The organism is Nocardia sp. NBC_01499, assembly GCF_045040275.1.
In the GTDB taxonomy this organism is placed as follows: domain Bacteria; phylum Actinomycetota; class Actinomycetes; order Mycobacteriales; family Mycobacteriaceae; genus Nocardia.
In genome coordinates this window covers 9,299,297-9,317,597 of record NZ_CP109426.1, presented here as the reverse complement: position 1 = coordinate 9,317,597, position 18,301 = coordinate 9,299,297, and the positions used below count along the sequence as shown (strand labels likewise).

At 66.0% G+C, this 18,301-nt stretch carries 17 protein-coding genes; 10 read left to right on the top strand and 7 right to left on the bottom strand.

Going from position 1 to position 18,301, the window contains the following annotated elements:
• Positions 1 to 180 precede the first annotated feature (180 nt).
• The gene (hrpB, locus tag OG203_RS42265; protein ID WP_405162802.1) at positions 181 to 2,622 is read right to left on the bottom strand and encodes an ATP-dependent helicase HrpB; all 2,442 of its coding nucleotides are present in this window, start codon (positions 2,620 to 2,622) and stop codon (positions 181 to 183) included.
• A gap of 230 nt (positions 2,623 to 2,852) precedes the next feature.
• Entirely contained in the window at positions 2,853 to 3,812 is a 960-nt protein-coding gene (locus tag OG203_RS42260; protein ID WP_405162801.1) for an SDR family NAD(P)-dependent oxidoreductase, read from the bottom strand.
• A gap of 55 nt (positions 3,813 to 3,867) precedes the next feature.
• Between OG203_RS42260 and OG203_RS42255 the strand changes: the two genes are divergently transcribed.
• Positions 3,868 to 4,284, top strand: coding sequence for a MerR family transcriptional regulator (locus OG203_RS42255; RefSeq protein WP_405162800.1), 417 nt, complete (start codon positions 3,868 to 3,870; stop codon positions 4,282 to 4,284).
• A gap of 111 nt (positions 4,285 to 4,395) precedes the next feature.
• On the opposite strand, the gene OG203_RS42250 is transcribed toward OG203_RS42255, so the two are convergent.
• Together OG203_RS42250 and OG203_RS42245 are read right to left on the bottom strand one after the other, a co-directional pair.
• Complete coding sequence (locus tag OG203_RS42250) at positions 4,396 to 4,917, bottom strand: nuclear transport factor 2 family protein (protein ID WP_405162799.1); 522 nt, start codon at positions 4,915 to 4,917, stop codon at positions 4,396 to 4,398.
• Between the two features lie 74 nt (positions 4,918 to 4,991).
• Positions 4,992 to 5,852 (bottom strand): class I SAM-dependent methyltransferase, encoded by an 861-nt coding sequence (locus OG203_RS42245; RefSeq protein WP_405162798.1) that lies wholly within the window; start codon positions 5,850 to 5,852, stop codon positions 4,992 to 4,994.
• Positions 5,853 to 6,162: 310 nt separating this feature from the next.
• Here OG203_RS42245 and OG203_RS42240 point away from each other — a divergent pair, with 310 nt between their 5' ends.
• The gene (locus tag OG203_RS42240) at positions 6,163 to 6,660 is read left to right on the top strand and encodes a hypothetical protein (protein ID WP_405162797.1); all 498 of its coding nucleotides are present in this window, start codon (positions 6,163 to 6,165) and stop codon (positions 6,658 to 6,660) included.
• On the opposite strand, the gene OG203_RS42235 is transcribed toward OG203_RS42240, so the two are convergent.
• Positions 6,575 to 6,769 carry a helix-turn-helix domain-containing protein gene (locus OG203_RS42235; RefSeq protein WP_405168173.1) on the bottom strand — a complete coding sequence of 65 codons (195 nt, stop codon included), beginning with the start codon at positions 6,767 to 6,769 and terminating at the stop codon, positions 6,575 to 6,577. The genes OG203_RS42240 and OG203_RS42235 overlap by 86 nt on opposite strands.
• A gap of 10 nt (positions 6,770 to 6,779) precedes the next feature.
• The gene (locus OG203_RS42230) at positions 6,780 to 7,739 is read right to left on the bottom strand and encodes a helix-turn-helix transcriptional regulator (RefSeq protein WP_405162796.1); all 960 of its coding nucleotides are present in this window, start codon (positions 7,737 to 7,739) and stop codon (positions 6,780 to 6,782) included.
• A gap of 141 nt (positions 7,740 to 7,880) precedes the next feature.
• Here OG203_RS42230 and OG203_RS42225 point away from each other — a divergent pair, with 141 nt between their 5' ends.
• From OG203_RS42225 to thrS, 8 genes are all read left to right on the top strand, one after another.
• Positions 7,881 to 8,342 carry a VOC family protein gene (locus OG203_RS42225; RefSeq protein WP_405162795.1) on the top strand — a complete coding sequence of 154 codons (462 nt, stop codon included), beginning with the start codon at positions 7,881 to 7,883 and terminating at the stop codon, positions 8,340 to 8,342.
• A gap of 41 nt (positions 8,343 to 8,383) precedes the next feature.
• The gene (locus tag OG203_RS42220) at positions 8,384 to 8,875 is read left to right on the top strand and encodes a hypothetical protein (RefSeq protein ID WP_405162794.1); all 492 of its coding nucleotides are present in this window, start codon (positions 8,384 to 8,386) and stop codon (positions 8,873 to 8,875) included.
• Between the two features lie 170 nt (positions 8,876 to 9,045).
• Complete coding sequence (locus OG203_RS42215) at positions 9,046 to 10,389, top strand: family 1 glycosylhydrolase (protein WP_405162793.1); 1,344 nt, start codon at positions 9,046 to 9,048, stop codon at positions 10,387 to 10,389.
• A 108-nt stretch (positions 10,390 to 10,497) separates the two neighbouring features.
• On the top strand, positions 10,498 to 11,097 hold the full coding sequence (locus tag OG203_RS42210) for a winged helix-turn-helix domain-containing protein (protein WP_405162792.1): 600 nt from the start codon (positions 10,498 to 10,500) through the stop codon (positions 11,095 to 11,097).
• Positions 11,098 to 11,100: 3 nt separating this feature from the next.
• On the top strand, positions 11,101 to 12,408 hold the full coding sequence (locus OG203_RS42205; protein ID WP_405162791.1) for an MFS transporter: 1,308 nt from the start codon (positions 11,101 to 11,103) through the stop codon (positions 12,406 to 12,408).
• Between the two features lie 217 nt (positions 12,409 to 12,625).
• Positions 12,626 to 13,884 (top strand): IS3 family transposase gene (locus OG203_RS42200; RefSeq protein WP_405162070.1). Its coding sequence is split into 2 segments (ribosomal slippage): positions 12,626 to 12,899 and positions 12,899 to 13,884, totalling 1,260 coding nucleotides; the frame shifts between segments, so codons are not numbered across the junction.
• A gap of 13 nt (positions 13,885 to 13,897) precedes the next feature.
• A complete protein-coding gene (locus OG203_RS42195) occupies positions 13,898 to 14,548 on the top strand; it encodes an SDR family NAD(P)-dependent oxidoreductase (protein ID WP_405162790.1) in 651 nt (216 codons plus the stop codon).
• 165 nt (positions 14,549 to 14,713) lie between these two features.
• Positions 14,714 to 15,958, top strand: a complete 1,245-nt coding sequence (gene thrS, locus OG203_RS42190) for a threonine--tRNA ligase (RefSeq protein ID WP_405162789.1) — start codon at positions 14,714 to 14,716, stop codon at positions 15,956 to 15,958.
• A gap of 130 nt (positions 15,959 to 16,088) precedes the next feature.
• Here thrS and OG203_RS42185 read toward each other — a convergent pair whose 3' ends face one another.
• The gene (locus tag OG203_RS42185; protein WP_405162788.1) at positions 16,089 to 18,209 is read right to left on the bottom strand and encodes a HelD family protein; all 2,121 of its coding nucleotides are present in this window, start codon (positions 18,207 to 18,209) and stop codon (positions 16,089 to 16,091) included.
• Positions 18,210 to 18,301: the final 92 nt, after the last annotated feature.

The window sequence follows — 18,301 nt, the reverse complement described above, 5'->3', positions numbered from 1 at the left end:
CGGCCACACAGATCCACACCCTGAGGCCAGCCGGTGCTTGACCAGCTGCGGCGCGCGTTACGGGCGGCGCCTCGGTGGGCGGGCACGGTAGTCGGATCTTCCGGCCAGGCGCATTTGGGGTAACGGCTGCGCAGATCCGCGCCCTGGGCCAGCAGGTGCGCCGGCGCGAACAGGCTGCGCCTAGCCGCGACCCGCGTTACGGGCAGTGCCTCGATGGGCGGGCACGGTGGTGGGATCTTCCGGCCAGGCATGTTTGGGGTATCGGCCGCGCAGGTCGGCGCGGACCTGGGGCCAGCCGGTGCGCCAGAAGGAGGCGAGATCCGCGGTGACGGCTACCGGGCGTTGGGCGGGTGAGAGGAGGTGCAGCACGATCGGGATGCGGCCATCGGCTAGGCGTGGTGCTTCTGTCCAGCCGAAGACTTCCTGCACCTTCACCGCTAGTACCGGCGGGTCGGTCGAGTAGTCGAGACGAGGGTGACTGCCGGAGGGGACCGCCATGCGTTCTGGCGCCAGTTCGTCCATGCGGGTGGCGTCCGGCCAGGGCAGCAGGCGGCGCAGTGCCTGTCCTGCGTCGATACGTTCGAGGTCGGCGCGGCGGCGGGCGGTGGCGAGTTCGGGACCGAGCCAGTTGTCGGCGGTGGCGAGGAGTGACTCGTCGTCGACCGAGGGCCAGGGGGTGCCGAGGGTGCGATGGAGGAATTCGAGGCGCTGGCGTAAAGCGATCGCATCGGAACTCCAGCGCAGCACGCCGAGTCCGGTCGAGCTCAGTCCACGACGCAGCGCGGCGCTGAGCAATTGGCGATCGGGGTCACGAATCGGCTTCTCCGACAACAGGATCGCGCCCAGCCGCTCGACCCGCCGCGCGACCACATCGCCGTCGATCCAATCGACCTCGTCGACGGTCGTCAACAGGCTCGATGCGGCTCGGCGGGCCAGCTGTTCATCGGCGACCGCGGCCAACCGAATCCACCCGTCGGAACGACCGGGATCGCGCGTCGCCACACCGACCGCCAACCATTCCGTATCACCTATGCCGGAGCCGGGTTGCAGCGTCACCGCGGTGCCGCCGACCATGAGATAGCTCGCCGACCCCGGGCCGCGCCGCCGCGCCAACCGCTCCGGATACGCCAGTGCGACAACGAAAGCCGGATCATCGACCCCGTCCGACGCCTCGACCAAGCGAGCCAGTCGCTCGACCTCGCGCCGCCAGCGCGCCGGTCGCTCGCGTCGCAGCACACGCAGACCGGACGTGAGATCGACTCCGGCCGTTAGGGTGTCGTCGTCGAGGACGGTGACCACTTCCGCGGCCGCCCGCGCACCGACGACCGCCGCGCCGTCGAGCAACGCCCGCGCCAACCGAGGATGCAGCCCGATCGCGGCGATGCGCCGCCCACGCTCGGTCACCGCACCGTCCTCATGCACGGCCCCCAACGCGCGCAACACATCTCGGCCTGCCGCCAACCCACCGGGCGGCGGCGCATCCCACCAGGCGAGGCCGTGACCGTCGGCCGTGCCCCAGCACGCCAGTTCCAACGCCAACCGCGTCAGATCCGCCGTCCGAATCTCCGGCTCCGGATAGGCGGGCAGCGTGCTGTTCTCATGTTCCGGCCAACATCGCCACACTCGTCCCGCAGCCTCGCGCCCGGCCCGCCCCGCCCGCTGCTCTGCCACCGCCGCCGAAACCCGAACTGTCGCAAGCCCGGACAGCCCACGCCCGCGATCGATGCGCGGCACCCGAGCCAATCCAGAATCCACTACCGCCCGCACCCCCGGCACCGTCAAACTCGATTCCGCGACCGCCGTGGACAACACCACGCGCCGCCGCGCCCCGGGCCGCAACGCCGTGTCCTGCCCCTCGGCGGAAAGCCTGCCGTGCAGCGGAACGAGATCCACGCCATCAATATCGGCCAGAAGCGTTGTCGTGCGACGGATTTCGGCCGCCCCGGGCAGAAAGACCAGCACATCACCATCGGTCCCGGCGAGCGCGGCCCGAGTAGCACGCGCCACCTGCGCCTCAACCCGCTCCCGAGGCAACGGCGGAACATACGACAGCTCAACCGGATAAGTCCGCCCCTCGACGTGCATCACCGGCGCCGCACTATCTCCACCCAACAGCACCGAAAGCCGTTCCGCCGCAACAGTCGCCGACATGGCAAGCACCTGCAGCTCCGGCCGCAACCCGGCCCGGGCATCAAGCAGCAACGCCAACAACAGATCCGCGTCGAGATGCCGCTCATGACACTCGTCCAGCACAACAACATCCACCCCCGCCAACTCCGGATCCCCTTGCAACCGCCGCACCAACAACCCCGACGTGACAACCTCGACCCGAGTTCCCCGCCGCACCCGCCGATCCCCGCGCACCGAATACCCGACGCTCTCCCCCACCGACTCCCCCAGCAAAGCGGCCATCCGCCCAGCCGCGGCCCGAGCCGCCAACCGCCGAGGCTCAGCAACCAACACCCGCCCCGCAGTCCCCGCCGCCAACGCCAACGGCACCAACGTCGTCTTCCCAGTCCCCGGCGGCGCAACCAGCACAGCAGTCTCCCGCTCCGCCAGCACCTCGACAACACGATCGAGAACACCACGAACCGGCAAATCAGGAAGCTGAGGCAGTTTCATCACCCCCCAGTCTGCTTCCTCACCCCCACCCACCAAGCCCCCACCCACCCCCGGACTGCGACCATCGGCGCGCGTTTGGCCGACAACCCCCAAAAGACACTCCTGGACAAGCGATCACGGGGAACTGACGGCGGAGCCCTCTCGAACAATGCCGCCACCAGTTCCCCATGATCACCTGACCAAGACCCCGACCAACGAGACCCACCCGGCGCCCGGATACCGTCGCGGATCTAGTGACTTGCAGACGCGTCGAGCCCTGTAAGCCGCGACGAAAGCTCCCACAATCGAGTGGCTTGATCTGGATCGGTGGCGTGATCGCGCACGCCGGTGATCATCTCGTCGCTGTCCGTAGGTTCGGCGATATCGCAGTCCTCGCAGTAGACACCTCCGATGCCTGCCAATCGGGGCGACGTGGCGGCCCAGATCTGGGTCGCCGCGCCCTCCTGCGGAGTCTTGAACTCGGGATCGACCAGATTGCCGTCGCCGTCGATCCAGCCGCGTTCAATCATCTCCGCCGGGCTCAGGTGACGTTGCAGCGGAGTAAGGATGGCTCCCGGATGCAGTGAGAAAGCGCGGATCCCGAGGTCGCGACCACGGCGGTCGAGCTCCATCGCGAACAGCGCATTCGCCGTCTTGGACTGGGCGTACGCCAGCCACCTGTCATAGCCGCCGGTGAACTGCGGGTCGTCCCATCGGATCCCGGACAGCTGGTGCCCGGCCGAGGAAACGGCCACGATCCGCGCACCCTCTGCGATCGCCGACCACAAGCTGTTGACCAGCGCGTAATGACCGAGATGGTTCACCGCGAACTGGGCCTCCCAGCCTGGCCCAACCCGCGTCTCTGGGCAGGCCATGATTCCCGCACCGGCGATGAGGATGTCGATGCGCCGCTGTGCGGCCAGGAAGCGGTCTGCGAATCCCCGCACACTGGCGAGATCGGCGAGGTCGAGCGAATCGACCTCGACCCCGTCGATATCCACGACCGCCTGTCGTCCTATTTCCGGCCGCCGTGCGGGCACAATCACCCGCGCGCCCGCAGCAGCGAGTGCACGCACGGTCGCCAATCCGAGCCCGGAATATCCGCCGGTCACGATGGCGAGCTTGCCGGACAGATCGATACCGTCCAGGACTTCCGTCGCGGTGCTGCGCGGGCCGAATCCGGAACCGATTTTGCGCTGTGCCGTAGTCATACGGCGAAGCTAGGAGCTAGACCAAGGTCTAAGTCAACCTCATAGGATCGGCGCCATGGCCGACACCACACTGAGCATCGGACAGGTCGCGGCACGCACCGGGCTGAGCGTGCACACACTGCGTCTTTACGAGCGCGACGGGCTGCTCGCCGGGCCGGTGCGGCGCGACTCCGCCGGCCGCCGGGCATACACCGAAGCTGACGTGCAATGGCTGTCCTACTGCATAAAGTTCCGCGCCTCCGGCATGCCGTTGGCCACCATCCGACGGTTCGCCGACCTCGCCCGCCACGGTCCCGACACCCAGCGCGAGCGCCTGGAACTACTGCTAGAACACCAGCAACACGTCACCGCCAAGATCGCCGAACTCACCGAATGCCTCGATGTGATCAGCGACAAGGTCCGTACCTACGAACGACACGTTGCTCACGGCGCTGCCGTCGACCTGTGGCGCCTGCCTGCACCCAGGACGTAGCGGCGAACTCAACACCGGCACTGCCGAATCCAGGCCGGTTCCCGCGCAAGCGCGGCGTGGGCTGTCCGATGTGGGTCGAACGGCCCACGCCGAGCGCGTGGTGTCGGTCGGTTAGCCGAAGGTGGTGTCGGCTGGGATTCCGGACTGGCGGAATACGTCGGCGCGGTCGTAGTAGTCGTCGTCGGAGACGATCTCGTTGCCGCGCATTTGGAGGATGGCGACGGCGGGTACTGAGAATGGTTTGGGGGCTCCGGTTAGTTGTCCGCTGAATGTCCAGTTGATCGCGACTTTGTCCGCGTTGCCGAATGCGTCGTCGACCTTGATGGAGGCGCCCTGGATGAAATGCTTGGTGTTGGTTGCCCACTGGGCGACCCCGTCGCGGCCGTTGTTGGTGCGCCAGAAGGCGTGGTCGGTGTAGCGGGCGCCGTCGGTGGTGAACAGGGTGGCCAGGGCCTGTGGGTCGCTGGCCTTCCAGGCTGCCTCCCACTTTTCGGCGATGGCGGGCTTCCCGTCGGGCTTATCGGATTTGTCGTCACCGCACGCGGCCAGCGCGGATATTCCGGCGATGGCGAGCGCGGCGGCGGTGATGAGGGTGACGGAGCGGCGGACCGCGGTGTTGGCTTCTCGTTGCATGTCGTAAGAGTGCTGGTTGGGTGGGTTCACTCGCGTCGGTAGTTTTCACCTATCCGCCACCGGTGGTTTCTCGTTCAGGGGCGGCGAGCGGCCCAGACGACGCGTTCGGTGCGTACGGCGAGGTCCGGTCGGCGGAGGATGCTGTGCGGGCTGTTCGTGTCGAGGAGTTGATCTAGGGCGGTGAGGTCTTTCGCCGAGAGGTTGTCCACGACGGTGTTGCGGATGCGGCGGAGCCCGTTGAGCGCGTAGCGGCCGACTGCTTCGGAGCGGGAGTGCTCGATGTCGACGGTGATGGTGCGTTCGCCTTCGAGGGTGAATCCCGCGGCGGTCAGTTTGGGGCCCCAATCGGCGCCGCGGTGGGGTACGTGTTCGGCGTGGTAGCGGTCGCTGGCGGTGTGGCAACGTTCCTCCAGGCCGGGCGCGTTTTCGGGGGCGTCGGCGGGGAGGAATCTGGGGAAACCGGCGAGTTCGATGACGGCGAAGAGGCCGCCGGGGGCGAGGGTGTCGTGGACCTGACGCAGGGTGCGGTCGGGATCGGCCATGTGGTGCATCGAGGCCGAGGCCCACACCAAGTCGGGCGTGCCGAGGTCGGGCCAGGTCGTGTCGAGGTCGGCCTGGATCGCGCGCACGCGGCCGGAAAGTCCTTTCTCGCAAGTCTTTTCGCGTAGGCGGTGCAGGTGGTCGGTGGAAGAGTCGACGGCGAGCACGTGCGCTTCGGGGAAACGTGTCAGCAAGGCGAACGTGCCTGCGCCGGTTCCACAGCCCAGGTCGACGATCCGGCTTGGACTCGCCGCTACCGGCAGCCACTCGACGATGGACGCGATGTGCTCCCCGAGTACTTCCGCGTCGAGGTCGAGGATTTCCGCCTGGTCATCGTCGCGCCCGTGGTCGTGTCCGTGCTGGTGGGCGGGTTGGGTACCGTGATCGTGGGTCATAGCGCCACGGTAAGTCGGCCATGCGCCATATGCACGGTTTGTTGCCTATATGGCAAGTCGATGGGTGCTCAGCCTGCTGGAAACGCAAACGACCCGACCGATCGCATCGCGGCCGAATCCGGTTTCGGTGCGACGTCGCGCCCGCAGCGGCGGCACCACGCACCGAAGCACCGCCTGCGACATTCGCGATGTAACGAAAGCCGTTGCAGCACAGCACCACCCAGCGAAACTATGGGCTGGACAGCGCATCGCGGAGTCGGGAAGATCAGCACTGTCTCGATTCTATGTCGAGGCCGCCAACATACTCGGCTTGGAGAAGTCATTGATCGACCCTCGGCAACCCGAGCCAACCAGCGTCACCGCGTTCATCGCGGGCGTCCTGGCCTTCCTCGGCGGAATCGTCATCTTGTGCGAACTACCCGTCTTCTTATCGTTCGGCTTGGCCGACATCGGCGACCCATCCATGTTCTTGAACAAGCTCGAAGAACTGCTGCTCGGCGCGTCCGGGCTGCTACTCGTGGTCGGTGGAATCCGGATGTTACGCAAGAAGACCGCACGCATTCTGCTCGGAACGGGGAGCATCGGCATTCTCGCCATATCTGTCATCACCATTCCCGCCTGCGGCTATGGCAGGGAATGTGACGGCGTCACCGCTGCACAGCACTCCGTCTCGGCGACCGTCGATTTCGACCAGTGGTCATCGCTCGGCGTGGCATTCAGTATCACGGTGCTGGTGTTGACATACCTGCCGAGCATTTCGCACTGGCTGGCGCATCGGTTGATCCCGCGCCGAGCGCCGCTGAACTGAGGTGTGCAGTTCGGTCGGATCCCCACTGACCGTTCTCGATCCGGCTGAGCGAGGACGGACTGCGCCGCGCGCGGGTCGCCAGCTCGTCCAAGGACCAGCCCGTCGCCACCCGAAGCGCATCACTGTGATCGTTCACCCGCCTTCAGGAGCGCCTCCGCCAGTGCGCGACAACGCCTTCCGAGTTCCGGCGGATCGAGCACCTCGAATTCGTGTCCGAGTAGCAGCACACGCATGAGCACAGCGTCGAGATTGTCGGCGCCGCTGAGTATTTCGCAAAGCTCCGCGCCTCGCGGGCGTACGACGGCCGCCGACGCCGAGAACCGCGAACGCACCGTCTCCGCCGACGCGTGCACGAGGAACCGCGCCTGCCGCGAGTAGACCCGGCTCGCCACACCCTCCTGCACATAGGTCGCCGCGTCGGGCGCGACGCGTGGCCGGAAACGCCAGGTCCGTGCGGACACCTCGGTCATCCGGTCCACGCGGAAGCTGCGCCAGTCGTCACGATCGAGGTCGAAAGCGAGCAAATACCAACGCCGTTCCGAAGCGACCAGTCGATGCGGCTCGACCCGCCGCCGTCGCAACTGGTCGCCGGACGGGTAGTCGAAACCGACCTCGACCTCATCGCGGCAGGTGCGCGCCAACGTCGTGAGCGTTTCCGAATCGACCGACGCCCGGCCCCCGCCGAAGGACTCCACCGAGCCGGACAGCGCACGCACCTCATGCCGCAATCGAGTAGGCAGCACCCGGTCGAGCTTGGTCAACGCGCGCAATGCGGCAGCACCGGCCCCGCCACCCGCGCCGACGAGCAGCGACACCGCGGTGGCGATCGCCTCCTCGTCGTCGAACAGCAGTGGCGGCAGATCCGGTCCAGGCCCGAGTTGGTAGCCGCCGCCAACACCTTGGGCGGCATGCACCTGATACCCGAGCGTGCGCAGCCGATCGACATCGCGCCGCACCGTGCGTGGCGTGACACCGAGCCGGTCGGCCAGTTCGGGACCGGTCCAAATCTGGCGCTGCTGCAGCAAACCGAGCAGCGTGAGCACCCGCTCGGTCGTATCCCGCTCCACATCCCTTGCCACGTCACCCTCCTTGCCCGAGAATAGCGGACCGATCCTGTCCGCTAGGAGTGTCAGGGTGAGCGCATGGACGTGGGGGGACTCGATCGTGTGGAAGTCCCTCCGCGACCATCAACTCAGAACCACTACGAATGGAGCTATCCGATGAGCCGCGACGTCCAGATCACCTTCGACGCGCATGACCCGCGGGCCCTGTCGATCTTCTGGCGCGACGTCCTCGGCTACGTTCTGCCCGGCCCGCCCGGCGTCGACCTGCCCGAGGGCGCCGACCCGCTCGCGGCATGGGACGAGTTCCTCGCGCGAATCGGCGTTCCGGAGCACGAGCGCGCTACGAGATCGGCCATCGAGGACCCGGACGGGCAGCGCCCTCGGCTGTTCTTCCAGCAGGTGCCGGAGGGCAAAGTCGCCAAGAATCGCGTCCATCTCGACGTTCGCGCGGCGCCAGGCCTGCAAGGAGCGGAACGGATGGCCGCGCTGGAGGCCGAGTGCGATCGGCTCGTCGCGCTTGGCGCGAAACGCCTGCGGCGCACCGATCCCGCGCCCCCGATGGAGGCCGGACTCATCGTGATGGCCGACCCCGAGGGCAACGAGTTCTGCCTCGACTGACCCGGTCCGGGCCTGAGCTGGTATGCGAAGCGCGGCGAGAATTGCGCGATGCCGCACACCTGTTCAGGCCCGCCCGCGGGACGCTGGTACCTAATCTCGCGCTGCAGGCCACGTTCCGCAGCCTGCCCGACGGCGATCTGCGCGCGGAAGTGCAGACCGCGCTGCAGGATTCTGAACTTTCCCTGCTGCACCAGGTCGCCACTGCCTACGCCGAGGTATCCGACCTTATCGGTTTGCGGCCGATCCCCGGCGCCAGCTACCCGACGCTGGCCCGCGTCGGCACCGCCACCCTGCGCGGGCTGATTCTCATGACACCCACCAATCCCGACCTCCTCGGTCTCCGCCTGCGGGTCAACCCATTCGGGGAGCCTACCGACGCCAAGTGGTCCGAACCCGTACTGACGATCACCTCGACGGTGCTGGCACTGCTGGAACCCGACCCCGCTGTCGAATGGACTGACCAGCACGATCACGCCATCCGCACGCGACTGCAGGTCGTCGCGGCCGACCGACCGGCATCGTCACAGGTTTGACCACCGCGAACCTCTTGATTGCCTAGCGGAATTCGCCGAGCCGGAAGCTAGTAGGAACGAAACCGTCTGCGTCCCTGTCAAATCTGACCGCACGGCAGCGACTCGCCGGACCGAACCCGACTATCGCACGTTCCGCCCGAAGACGGCGAGCATCCAGTTACCCTGAGGTGATGCGATTCCGGTTTCGTAGGTATGCCTTGGCCGTGCTCGCTGGCGCCGCGTCGACCGTGCTGTTATGTACGAGCGCGCCAGCGGCCCCACCGCTTCAACCGGTCGCCGCATCGTTGGACGCGGGTTTCCTCTGGGGCGTCGCCGCCTCCGGATTCCAGTCCGAAGGCCATGCGCCCGACAGCAATTGGTCGCGGTACATCTCCTCGAGCCACGGCTACGACCCGCTGAACGACTCGGTCGACTTCTATGACCGCTATGCGTCGGACATCGACTTGGCGGCCGGGCTCGGCGTTCGGGTGTTCCGAGTCGGTATCGAATGGGCCCGATTGCAACCGGCACCGGGGATATGGGACGAGCAAGCATTCCATTTCTACGATGGCGTCATCGCGAATATCGTGCGCGCGGGGATGCGACCGATGATCACCCTCGACCACTGGGTGTACCCGGGCTGGGCCGTCGACCGCGGCGGCTGGCGCAATCCGGGCATGGTCGACGACTGGCTGGCCAATATGCGCGCGGTGGTCGACCACTATGCCTCCGCTAATCCGCTGTGGGTCACCGTGAATGAACCGGCCGCCTACATCGCGCAGGAGGTCGGCCACGGCGCCGCCGATCCCGGCGACATGCTGGAGCGGATCGCGCAGGCGCACAACGCCATCTACGACTACATCCACCAAATCCAGCCCGGCGCACAGGTAACCAGCAACGTCGGCTACGTCGCAGGCTCGGAAGCACAGGTCAACGGGGCACTACTCGATCGGATCGGGAACCGGCTCGACTACGTGGGCCTCGACTACTACTTCGCCTACGATCCGGTGCAGTCGCTACTCGGATCCATCACCAGGGCAACCGGATCCGCCATGCCGAACCTGCCGGGCCAGAACATCTGGGATCTACCCTTGCGCACCGAGGGCATCTACTATGCGCTGCAATTCTATTCGCGCCGCTTCCCCGGCAAACCGCTCTACATCGTCGAGAACGGCATGCCCACCGACAACGGCCGCCCCCGGGCCGACGGCTACACCCGCAGCGACCACCTGCGCGACACCGTCTATTGGATCCAGCGCGCCAAGGCCGACGGCATGAACGTCATGGGTTACAACTACTGGAGCATCACCGACAACTACGAATGGGGCAGCTACACACCACGTTTCGGCCTCTACACAGTAGACGTGCTCGGCGACCCCGGCCTCACCCGCCGCCCCACCGACGCCGTCGGCACCTATACCCAACTCATCAACGAAGGCGGCGTCCCCGCCGACTACCACCCCACCCGCGGCCCCTCGTTCTGCCTACTGATCGATCCCCCAGCCAGCTGCCTGGGACCGGTCGGGGTCCCGTAGCCGCGGCCCTCGCATCACACACTGCAGTACGACTCGTGCAGCTGGTCTGTCCATGTCACGCAACGACTCTCGCTTGTAAAGAAGTCTTTCTAAAGATATCTTTAGATGGTGGCTGATCAGGATTCGCCCCGTTCCATCCAGCTGACCGACCCGCGAGCGCTGCGCGCCTACGCGCATCCGACCCGGTTGGCGCTGGTGGGGCTTTTGCGGCGCAGTGGTCCGATGACGGCCACTCAGGCCGCAGACGCTATCGGGGAGAGCGTCGCCAGTTGCTCCTTCCATCTGCGCCAGCTCGCGAAGTACGGGTTGGTGGAGAAGGCCGGGGGTGGTCGCGGGCGGGAGAAGCCGTGGCAAGCCACCGCGATGTTCACCAGCTGGGAGGCGCACACTGCGGATCCTGCGGCGGCAGCGGCCACGGAGGCGCTCGAATTGGCCGTTGCCGAGCGGTATTTCGAAATCATGGCGCGTTGGATTCAGACGCGTGCCGAGGAACCGGCCCAGTGGCAGGAAGCCGCTCGGTTCGGCGACACCATGCTGCATTTGACGGTGGCGGAGTTACACGAGCTTGGCGAAAAGTTTCAAGAGTTGATGCAGCCGTATCTGGAACGAATCGACGACTCGACCAAGCGCCCCGCTCACTCGAGGCCAATTACCGTGTTGCAGTTGGCCATTCCGCTGGACACCAACAGGGACAACCCGCAGGGCTGAGCAGTGACCGCCGCTGATCGAACTTCCGATACGCCAATTACGCTGTCCACCAACGGAAAAGGCTGGCTCCCCGAGCTCCTGCGGGACGTGAGCTTCCGCCGCTATTGGACCGGCCAGACGATGTCCGGATTCGGCGACGAGGTCTCGGTCGTGGTGATTCCGTTGGTCGCCGTTCTCGTCACGCATGCCGATGCCGCACAGATGGGCTATCTCGCGGCGGCGGGATGGCTGCCGCACTTGCTCTTCGGCTTGCACGCCGGAGTCTGGGCGGACCGCCGAACTCGTCGCCGCCGTGTGATGATCGCGGCAGATCTGGGTCGCCTCGTCCTCATTGCCAGCATCCCCCTGGCCTATCTCTTCGACGGACTGACCCTCACCCAGCTCTACGTCGTGGCATTCGCAGCGGGCACGCTTTCCGTTCTCTTCGACGTCTGCAACGCGCCATTGTTCCCCGCTCTCGTTCCGCCACAACGATATATAGCCGGCAACTCCCTACTCAACGGCAGCCGCGCCATGTCCCGGATGGCCGGTCCAAGCATCGGCGGCTTCCTGATACAGGTGCTGTCGGCACCGTTCGCCCTGTTCGCCGACGCGGCCTCGTTCGCCGTCTCGGCCCTCACCTTGTCCAGCATCGCACCGCCCGAACCATCGCCTGAGCGAGCCGCGCGCGGCCAGCTCATCGAAGGAATCCGGTACATCGCGCACTCCCCCATCATGCGCACCGCACTCGCCGCCACCGCCACCGCCAACTTCTTCACCATCATGGTCGCCGCGGAGTTCATGCTCTACGCCACCAACGCCTTGCACCTCGAACCCGGCCTGATCGGCATAGTTTTGGGCGCGGGCGCCGTCGGCGGGTTACTCGGCGCGTTCCTCGCCAAACCGCTCACCACCCGAATCGGCGTCGGCCCCACCTTCCTCCTCGGCTGCATCTGTTTCCCCGCCCCCATGCTGCTGATCCCCGCCGCTCACGGCCCGACCCCCGCCGTCCTCGGCCTCCTCTTGGCAGCAGAATTCGGTTCCGGGCTAGGCGTGATGTGGCTCGACATCGCCGTCTCCTCCATTCTCACCGCCATCACCCCGAACAACCTGCGCTCCCGCGTCTTCGGCGCCTATCGCACCATCAACTTCGGCACCCGCCCCCTTGGCTCCCTCACCGCCGCCGCCCTGGCCACCACCATCGGCCTGCGCCCCACCCTCTGGACAGCCGTAATCGGCGCCCTCACCGCATCTTTGTGGCTCGTGCCTTCCCCACTACGACGGCTCCGCGAACTCCCAGGTGCCGAGGACGTTCGAGACGTGGTCAAGTAGCGCCGTGGCCAATTTAGTTGTGTCACAACACAATGCGACTTGGTCACGCGCCACCTACCCACTGTGGTTGGTGGCGGTGAGAAGATCAAAATATGACCGAGGGGCTAGTGGCGGTGGTAACGGGAGCGAATCAAGGCATTGGCAAGGAGATTGCGCGGGGCTTGGCTGAACCGCCCCGGCTTTTCGGCCGCTTCTTTCCTTGTGAAGGATGTGGGCCATGCCCAAGCGTTATCCGATCGAGCAGCGTGAGCGTGCGGTGAAGATGGTGCTGGACCGCCTCGACGGGTATCCGTCGGCGTATGCCGCCTGCCAGGCGCTCGCCCCGAAGCTCGGTGTCCACCCGGAGTCGTTGCGGGTCTGGGTGAAGCAGGCCCAGATTGACACCGGGAAGGCTCCCGGTGTGACGAGTGCGGAGCAGGCGCGGATCAAAGAACTCGAACGCGAAGTCCGAGATCTGAAGGAGGCCAACGAGATTCTGAAAGCTGCCTCGATTTTCTTCGCGCGGGAGATCGACCCGCGCCGCCGGTGATCTGTGCGTTCATCGATCAGATGCGGGGGCTGGGTTTCCGGGTCGATCCGATCTGTCGCGTGCTCACCGAGCAGGGCGTGCAGGTCGCCGGACGAACCTATCGGAACTGGAAAACCGCGCCGGCTTCGGCGCGGACAGTGACCGACGCGCGCCTGACCGACGCATTGCTGGCCACCATCGGCACGCCCGAGGGAATGTATGGGCGCCGCAAGATGACCCCGTATCTGCGCCGCCAGGGCCTCCAGGTAGGGATCGGCACCGTCGACCGACTCATGCGTGACGAAGGTCTGTCGGGCGTGGTCCGCGGCGGCAAACACCGCACCACGATCGGCGGGAAAGGCGCCGGTCATCGCCGCGCCCCGGACCTTCTCGACCGCGACTTCACCGCAACCGAGCCAAATCGCAAGTGGGTCACCGACTTTACTTACGTGCCCACCTGGTCGGGGTTCGTGTATGTGGCGTTCGTGATCGACTGCTTCTCCCGTTCCATCGTGGGCTGGCAGGCCGCCACGATCAAGGACACTGCCATGGTCACCACCGCACTGAGAATGGCGCTGTGGCGGCGCGATCACGATGGTCACGCCGTTGAGGATGGATTGATCCATCACAGCGACGCGGGATCGCAATACACCTCGATAAGATTCGCAGAAACCCTTGCCGCAGAACAGATTGCGGCCTCGATCGGCAGTATCGGCGATGCCTACGACAACGCCCTGGCGGAGTCGACGATCGGGCTGTTCAAGACCGAAGCCCTCGCCCGTGACAGCCCGTTTCTCACCGGGCCACTGCGGGCGCTCGACGATGTCGAGTACGCGACGATGGAATGGGTCGACTGGTACAACAACCAGCGGCTGCACAGCCTGCTCGGCCATATCCCACCCGTCGAGTACGAAGCCGCCTATTACGCTCAACAACAGCCATCCCAGCCGGTGATGACTCAACCATGAAGCCGGCCGGAAAGTGGGGACGGTTCAGGCTGCCCGTGGTTGCACGGTATGGCTCGGCTCCCGCGACCTTGCCGCGGGTCTGTCCGCCGCTGCCGAGATCGACGGTGATGTCAGGGTCGTTGAACTGGATGTCACCAAGGATGTCAGTGTCATGGCCGCGGCTGAAGAGATCGGTTCGGGTGGCCGGGTCGATATTCTGATCAACAACGCGGGAATCGGTGGTAGTCGCCCTGCGGTCGAGGCCACTACGGCCGACGACTTCGCCGATGTCCTCGATGTCAATCTGCTCGGCGTCGTACGGGTCACGCATAGTCTGCTGCCGCTGCTGCACAATTCTGTGCACCCACGCATCGTCAATGTCTCCAGTGGCCGCGGGTCGTTCGCCATCAACAGTGACCCCGAACGCATGGAGTCACAGCTCCAGGGACTGGTCTATCCCGTATCCAAAACCGCACTGAACATGCTCACCTACCAATATGCGCGCGCCCTGCCCAACTTCCATATCAACGCTGTTGATCCGGGTTTCACCGCGACGGCGTTGAACAATCACACCGGCACGAGCACGGCTGCTCAGAGCGCGCAAACAATAGTGCGCCTGGCGCTCGCATCCCCGGACGGCCGAACCGGGCTGCTGTTCGACGCCACGGGGACTATCGACTGGTAGACCAGCTCCGTCTGCACGGCGGAAAAGCAATTGTTGGGTGGAATGTGGTGGGTGTAGGGTCGCCGACGTGCAGCGCGCTCAATTCATCACGACGCCGGACGACGTCCCGGCGCGCTGAACCTTGTTCTGAGCAGAGCCCCGGGCGGATGCCCGGGGCTTCGCCATGTGGTCATCCGCCCTCGACTGGAGGAGATCCACATGTACGACCATCGGAAACTCGGCCGGGAACTCGGGTTGTTCGATACCGACCCGTTGATCGGCGCCGGGCTGCCGTATTGGTTGCCCGACGGTGCGATCGTGCGCCACAGCCTCGAGGAATACGTTCGCAGTGCGGAACGACGGGCGGGGTACCAGCACGTGTACTCACCGGTGCTCGGCAAGCGTGAACTGTACGAAATATCCGGGCACTTGGCACATTACGACGATGACATGTTTCCGCCGATGGACCTCGGTGCCGAGCAGGTGGTGCTGCGGCCGAGCCTGTGCCCGCATCACGCGGTGATGTATCGGTCTCGCTCGCACAGCTACCGCGAGCTTCCGTTGCGAATGGCCGAGCTCGGCGCGATGTATCGATCCGAATTGTCCGGCGTACTAGGCGGTTTGACCCGGGTGCGCGGCATCCAGCTCAATGACGCGCACATCTTCTGCACCCTCGACCAGGTCGCCGACGAGGCCACCGGCGCGCTGGCGCTGATCGGTTCCGCGTATCGGGCCATGGGCATCGGCAATGCGCGCTACCGGCTGTCGCTGCCCGGCCCGAGCGGGAAATATGTTGCGGCGCCGGACATGTGGCAGCGCGCGAGCAAGATTCTGAGCGAGGTGCTCGATCGGTCCGGAGTCCGGTACGAGGCGGTCGAGGGCGAGGCCGCGTTCTACGGCCCGAAGATCGATATCCAGGTGACCGATCACGCCGGGCGGGAGTCGACCTTGTCCACTGTGCAGGTCGACTTCTATCAGCCCGAGCAGTTCGACCTGCATTACATCGGCGCCGACGGTGCGAAGCATCGCCCGGTCATGGTGCACCGCAGCATCATCGGCAGCGTCGAGCGGGTGGTCGCCCAGCTGATCGAAGAGCACGGCGGCGCTTTCCCCGCCTGGCTGGCACCGCTTCAGGTGGCGGTGCTGCCGATCTCCGACGCCGAGGAGCCCGCCGCCGCAGAGCTTCTCGACCGTTGCCTCGCCGCGGGCCTGCGCGCACGGGTGGTGGCGGAGGGCAGCCTGGCGGCACGGGTACGAGAAAACCGTTTGGTGCCATACCAATTCATTCTCGGCCCGGCTGAGACCGCGAACGGCGATGTGGCGGTACGACTTCGAGACGGACGCCGCCTACCCGCCCAACCCGCCGACAACGCGGTGGCACGTATCCGTGCACTGATCGAGGCCAACGACACCCACCTGTGGACCGACTGACAACCGCGCCGGTTGCCCACAAAGACACCTTTCTGACTGACCGGCGCGCCGCGGCCGCCTCCGAAACGTTTCGGAGGCGGCCGAATCAGACGGTGTCCCCGAAGTCAGCTCCGATACGGCTGCGTCAGCGTCAGACACTCATCGCGGGTTCCTGCACCAACGGCTCCGGCAGATCATCGGCGTGAATGATGCGCAGATTGCTGACGGCTCGCGTCAGCGCGACGTAAAGGCGTTGCAGCCCACGCTGTTCCGAGTCGGCGATGCGGGATGGTTCGACAACCAGGACGGTGTCGAACTCCAGGCCTTTGGCGAGCGTCACCGGAATCAGACTCAACCGCGCGGTGTCGATGCTCGTTCCGTCGGCGCCGAGCACGACATGCGCTAACCCGTTGTCGGAGAGCACTTTATGGAGTCCCGGGATATCCCGGTCGGCGGCGATGAGTCCGACGGACCCTTCGTCGGCCAGCGCAGCGGCACATGCCCCGGCAACCGTCTCGTTCATCTCCCCCGGCGCCGTCTTCGTGATGCGCAGCGCATCGGCCGACTGCCGATACGACGCCGGACCACGCAGTTCCGGGGCGATATGCGGCAGCAGTCGAGCGGCGTAGTCGATCACCTGTGCCGGAACACGGTAGCCCCGGGTCAGTTCCTCGATCTGCCCGTTCGCCCTGCCGAGATGGTTGAGCACGGAGGCCCAGTCCTCGACGGCCGAGGGGCTGGTAGCCTGCGCCAGATCACCGAGGACCGTGCAGGAGCCCGTCACGCGACGGGCGATCGCCCGAATCTGCATGGGGCTGAGGTCCTGCGCTTCATCGATCACGATGTGGCCCAGCTTCATCGGACGCTCGATCATCGCCGCCGCCGCATCGATCAGCGCCAGGTCGGGGCTGGTCCATTGCATGTCTTTCAGGCTGCGCGGGCGCGGCCCGCACAGGATGGCCTGCTGTTCCTCGGCGGTGAGGACGCCGTCGGCCGCGCGGGCGAGCTGATCGGGGTCGGTGAGGAGATCGAAAACTAGGCGATCGGCACTGGCCTCGGGCCACATCTTATGGACGGCACGAACAATCGCCTTGTTCCGGCGAAGCTGACGCAGCGTGGTCGAGGTGGCCGGATCCCCGGCCCGTTCCATCTGGCGCAGCACCAGCAGACCCAGACGCAGGGCGAGCAACTCGATCCCGCTGCCGTAGTCGGACCCGCGGTCGCGCACCTCCGCCAGCTCGTCGGCGATCTCGTCGGGATACACGTGCCACGTGCGTTGCAGGTGCTTGACCTGCACGGTCTCCTCGTACGGCCGGATTCGCGACCACAGGTGGCGCCGGATGACCTCGGCCATCCTGGCATCGCCCTTGAGCCGCTCTACCATCGGATCATCGGCGGGGGTGACGGTGATGCCCGCCAAGTTGGTCAGCTCATCGACGGTGGTCTGCAATACCTCGACCTCGCCGAGCGCGGGCAGCACGTTGCGGACATAGGCGAGGAAGGAACGGTTCGGACCGATGACGGCGACCCCACCCTCCCGCTGCAACCGTTCCCGCTCGGTGAACAGCAGATACGCGAGACGATGCAGGCCGACAGCGGTTTTCCCGGTGCCGGGCGCCCCTTGGACACACAGTGTGCGGTCGAGCGGCGCGCGCACCAGGCTCATCTGTTCGGGCTGGATCGTGGCGACGATGTCGCGCATCGGGCCCTTGCGCGGGCGTTCGATCTCCGCGGCAAGCAGATCGCTGCCGTCGGACCGCGCGAACCACGGGTCGAGCGGTTCGTCCTCGAACGCGGTCAGCTCGCCGTTGTGGTCGAAGCCGTACCGGCGGCGAATCCGGACCTTCATCGGATCCTGGTGGCTCGCTTCATAAAACGCGCGCGACAGCGGGGCACGCCAGTCGATGACCATCAGTTCGCCGGCCGCGTCACTGACGCCGCGGCGCCCGATATAGACGCGATCGCTGTCCGGCGCGGCCGACGGCGAACCGAGATCGCGAATGTCGTCGTAGACCTCGCCGAACGGAAAGTCCAAGCGCCCGAAGAACAGTGGCACGTCTTCGAGGTCGGACAGCTCCTTGATCTGCTTGGTGTGGAACTGGCGTGCCGCGAAGTTCTGGAACTTGTCGAAGACATCGCCTTCGCCCCTGCCCGTCTCGAGCGCGTGGACTGCCGCGTCGCGCATGCGGGCAAGCGCGGCGCGGCAGTCGCTCAGGTAGTCGCGTTCGACGCGAATCTCGGGCTCGATGTGGTCGTGCTCAGTGTGCTGCATGGTCGCGTCAACCCCCACCTCGGCAAATACTTAACTTGGTCAATTATATAACCAAGTCAAGTTATTAACGCGGTCGGATTTCGCTAGGCTGA

What these genes read in the sequence shown, in the direction of transcription:
- OG203_RS42185 (WP_405162788.1), bottom strand. Translation starts at nt 18,209, where the DNA reads ATGCAGCACACTGAGCACGACCACATCGAGCCCGAGATTCGCGTCGAA.
- OG203_RS42245 (WP_405162798.1), bottom strand. Translation starts at nt 5,852, where the DNA reads ATGACCCACGATCACGGTACCCAACCCGCCCACCAGCACGGACACGAC.
- OG203_RS42215 (WP_405162793.1), top strand. Translation starts at nt 9,046, where the DNA reads ATGCGATTCCGGTTTCGTAGGTATGCCTTGGCCGTGCTCGCTGGCGCC.
- OG203_RS42260 (WP_405162801.1), bottom strand. Translation starts at nt 3,812, where the DNA reads ATGACTACGGCACAGCGCAAAATCGGTTCCGGATTCGGCCCGCGCAGC.
- OG203_RS42250 (WP_405162799.1), bottom strand. Translation starts at nt 4,917, where the DNA reads ATGCAACGAGAAGCCAACACCGCGGTCCGCCGCTCCGTCACCCTCATC.
- hrpB (WP_405162802.1), bottom strand. Translation starts at nt 2,622, where the DNA reads ATGAAACTGCCTCAGCTTCCTGATTTGCCGGTTCGTGGTGTTCTCGAT.
- OG203_RS42255 (WP_405162800.1), top strand. Translation starts at nt 3,868, where the DNA reads ATGGCCGACACCACACTGAGCATCGGACAGGTCGCGGCACGCACCGGG.
- OG203_RS42225 (WP_405162795.1), top strand. Translation starts at nt 7,881, where the DNA reads ATGAGCCGCGACGTCCAGATCACCTTCGACGCGCATGACCCGCGGGCC.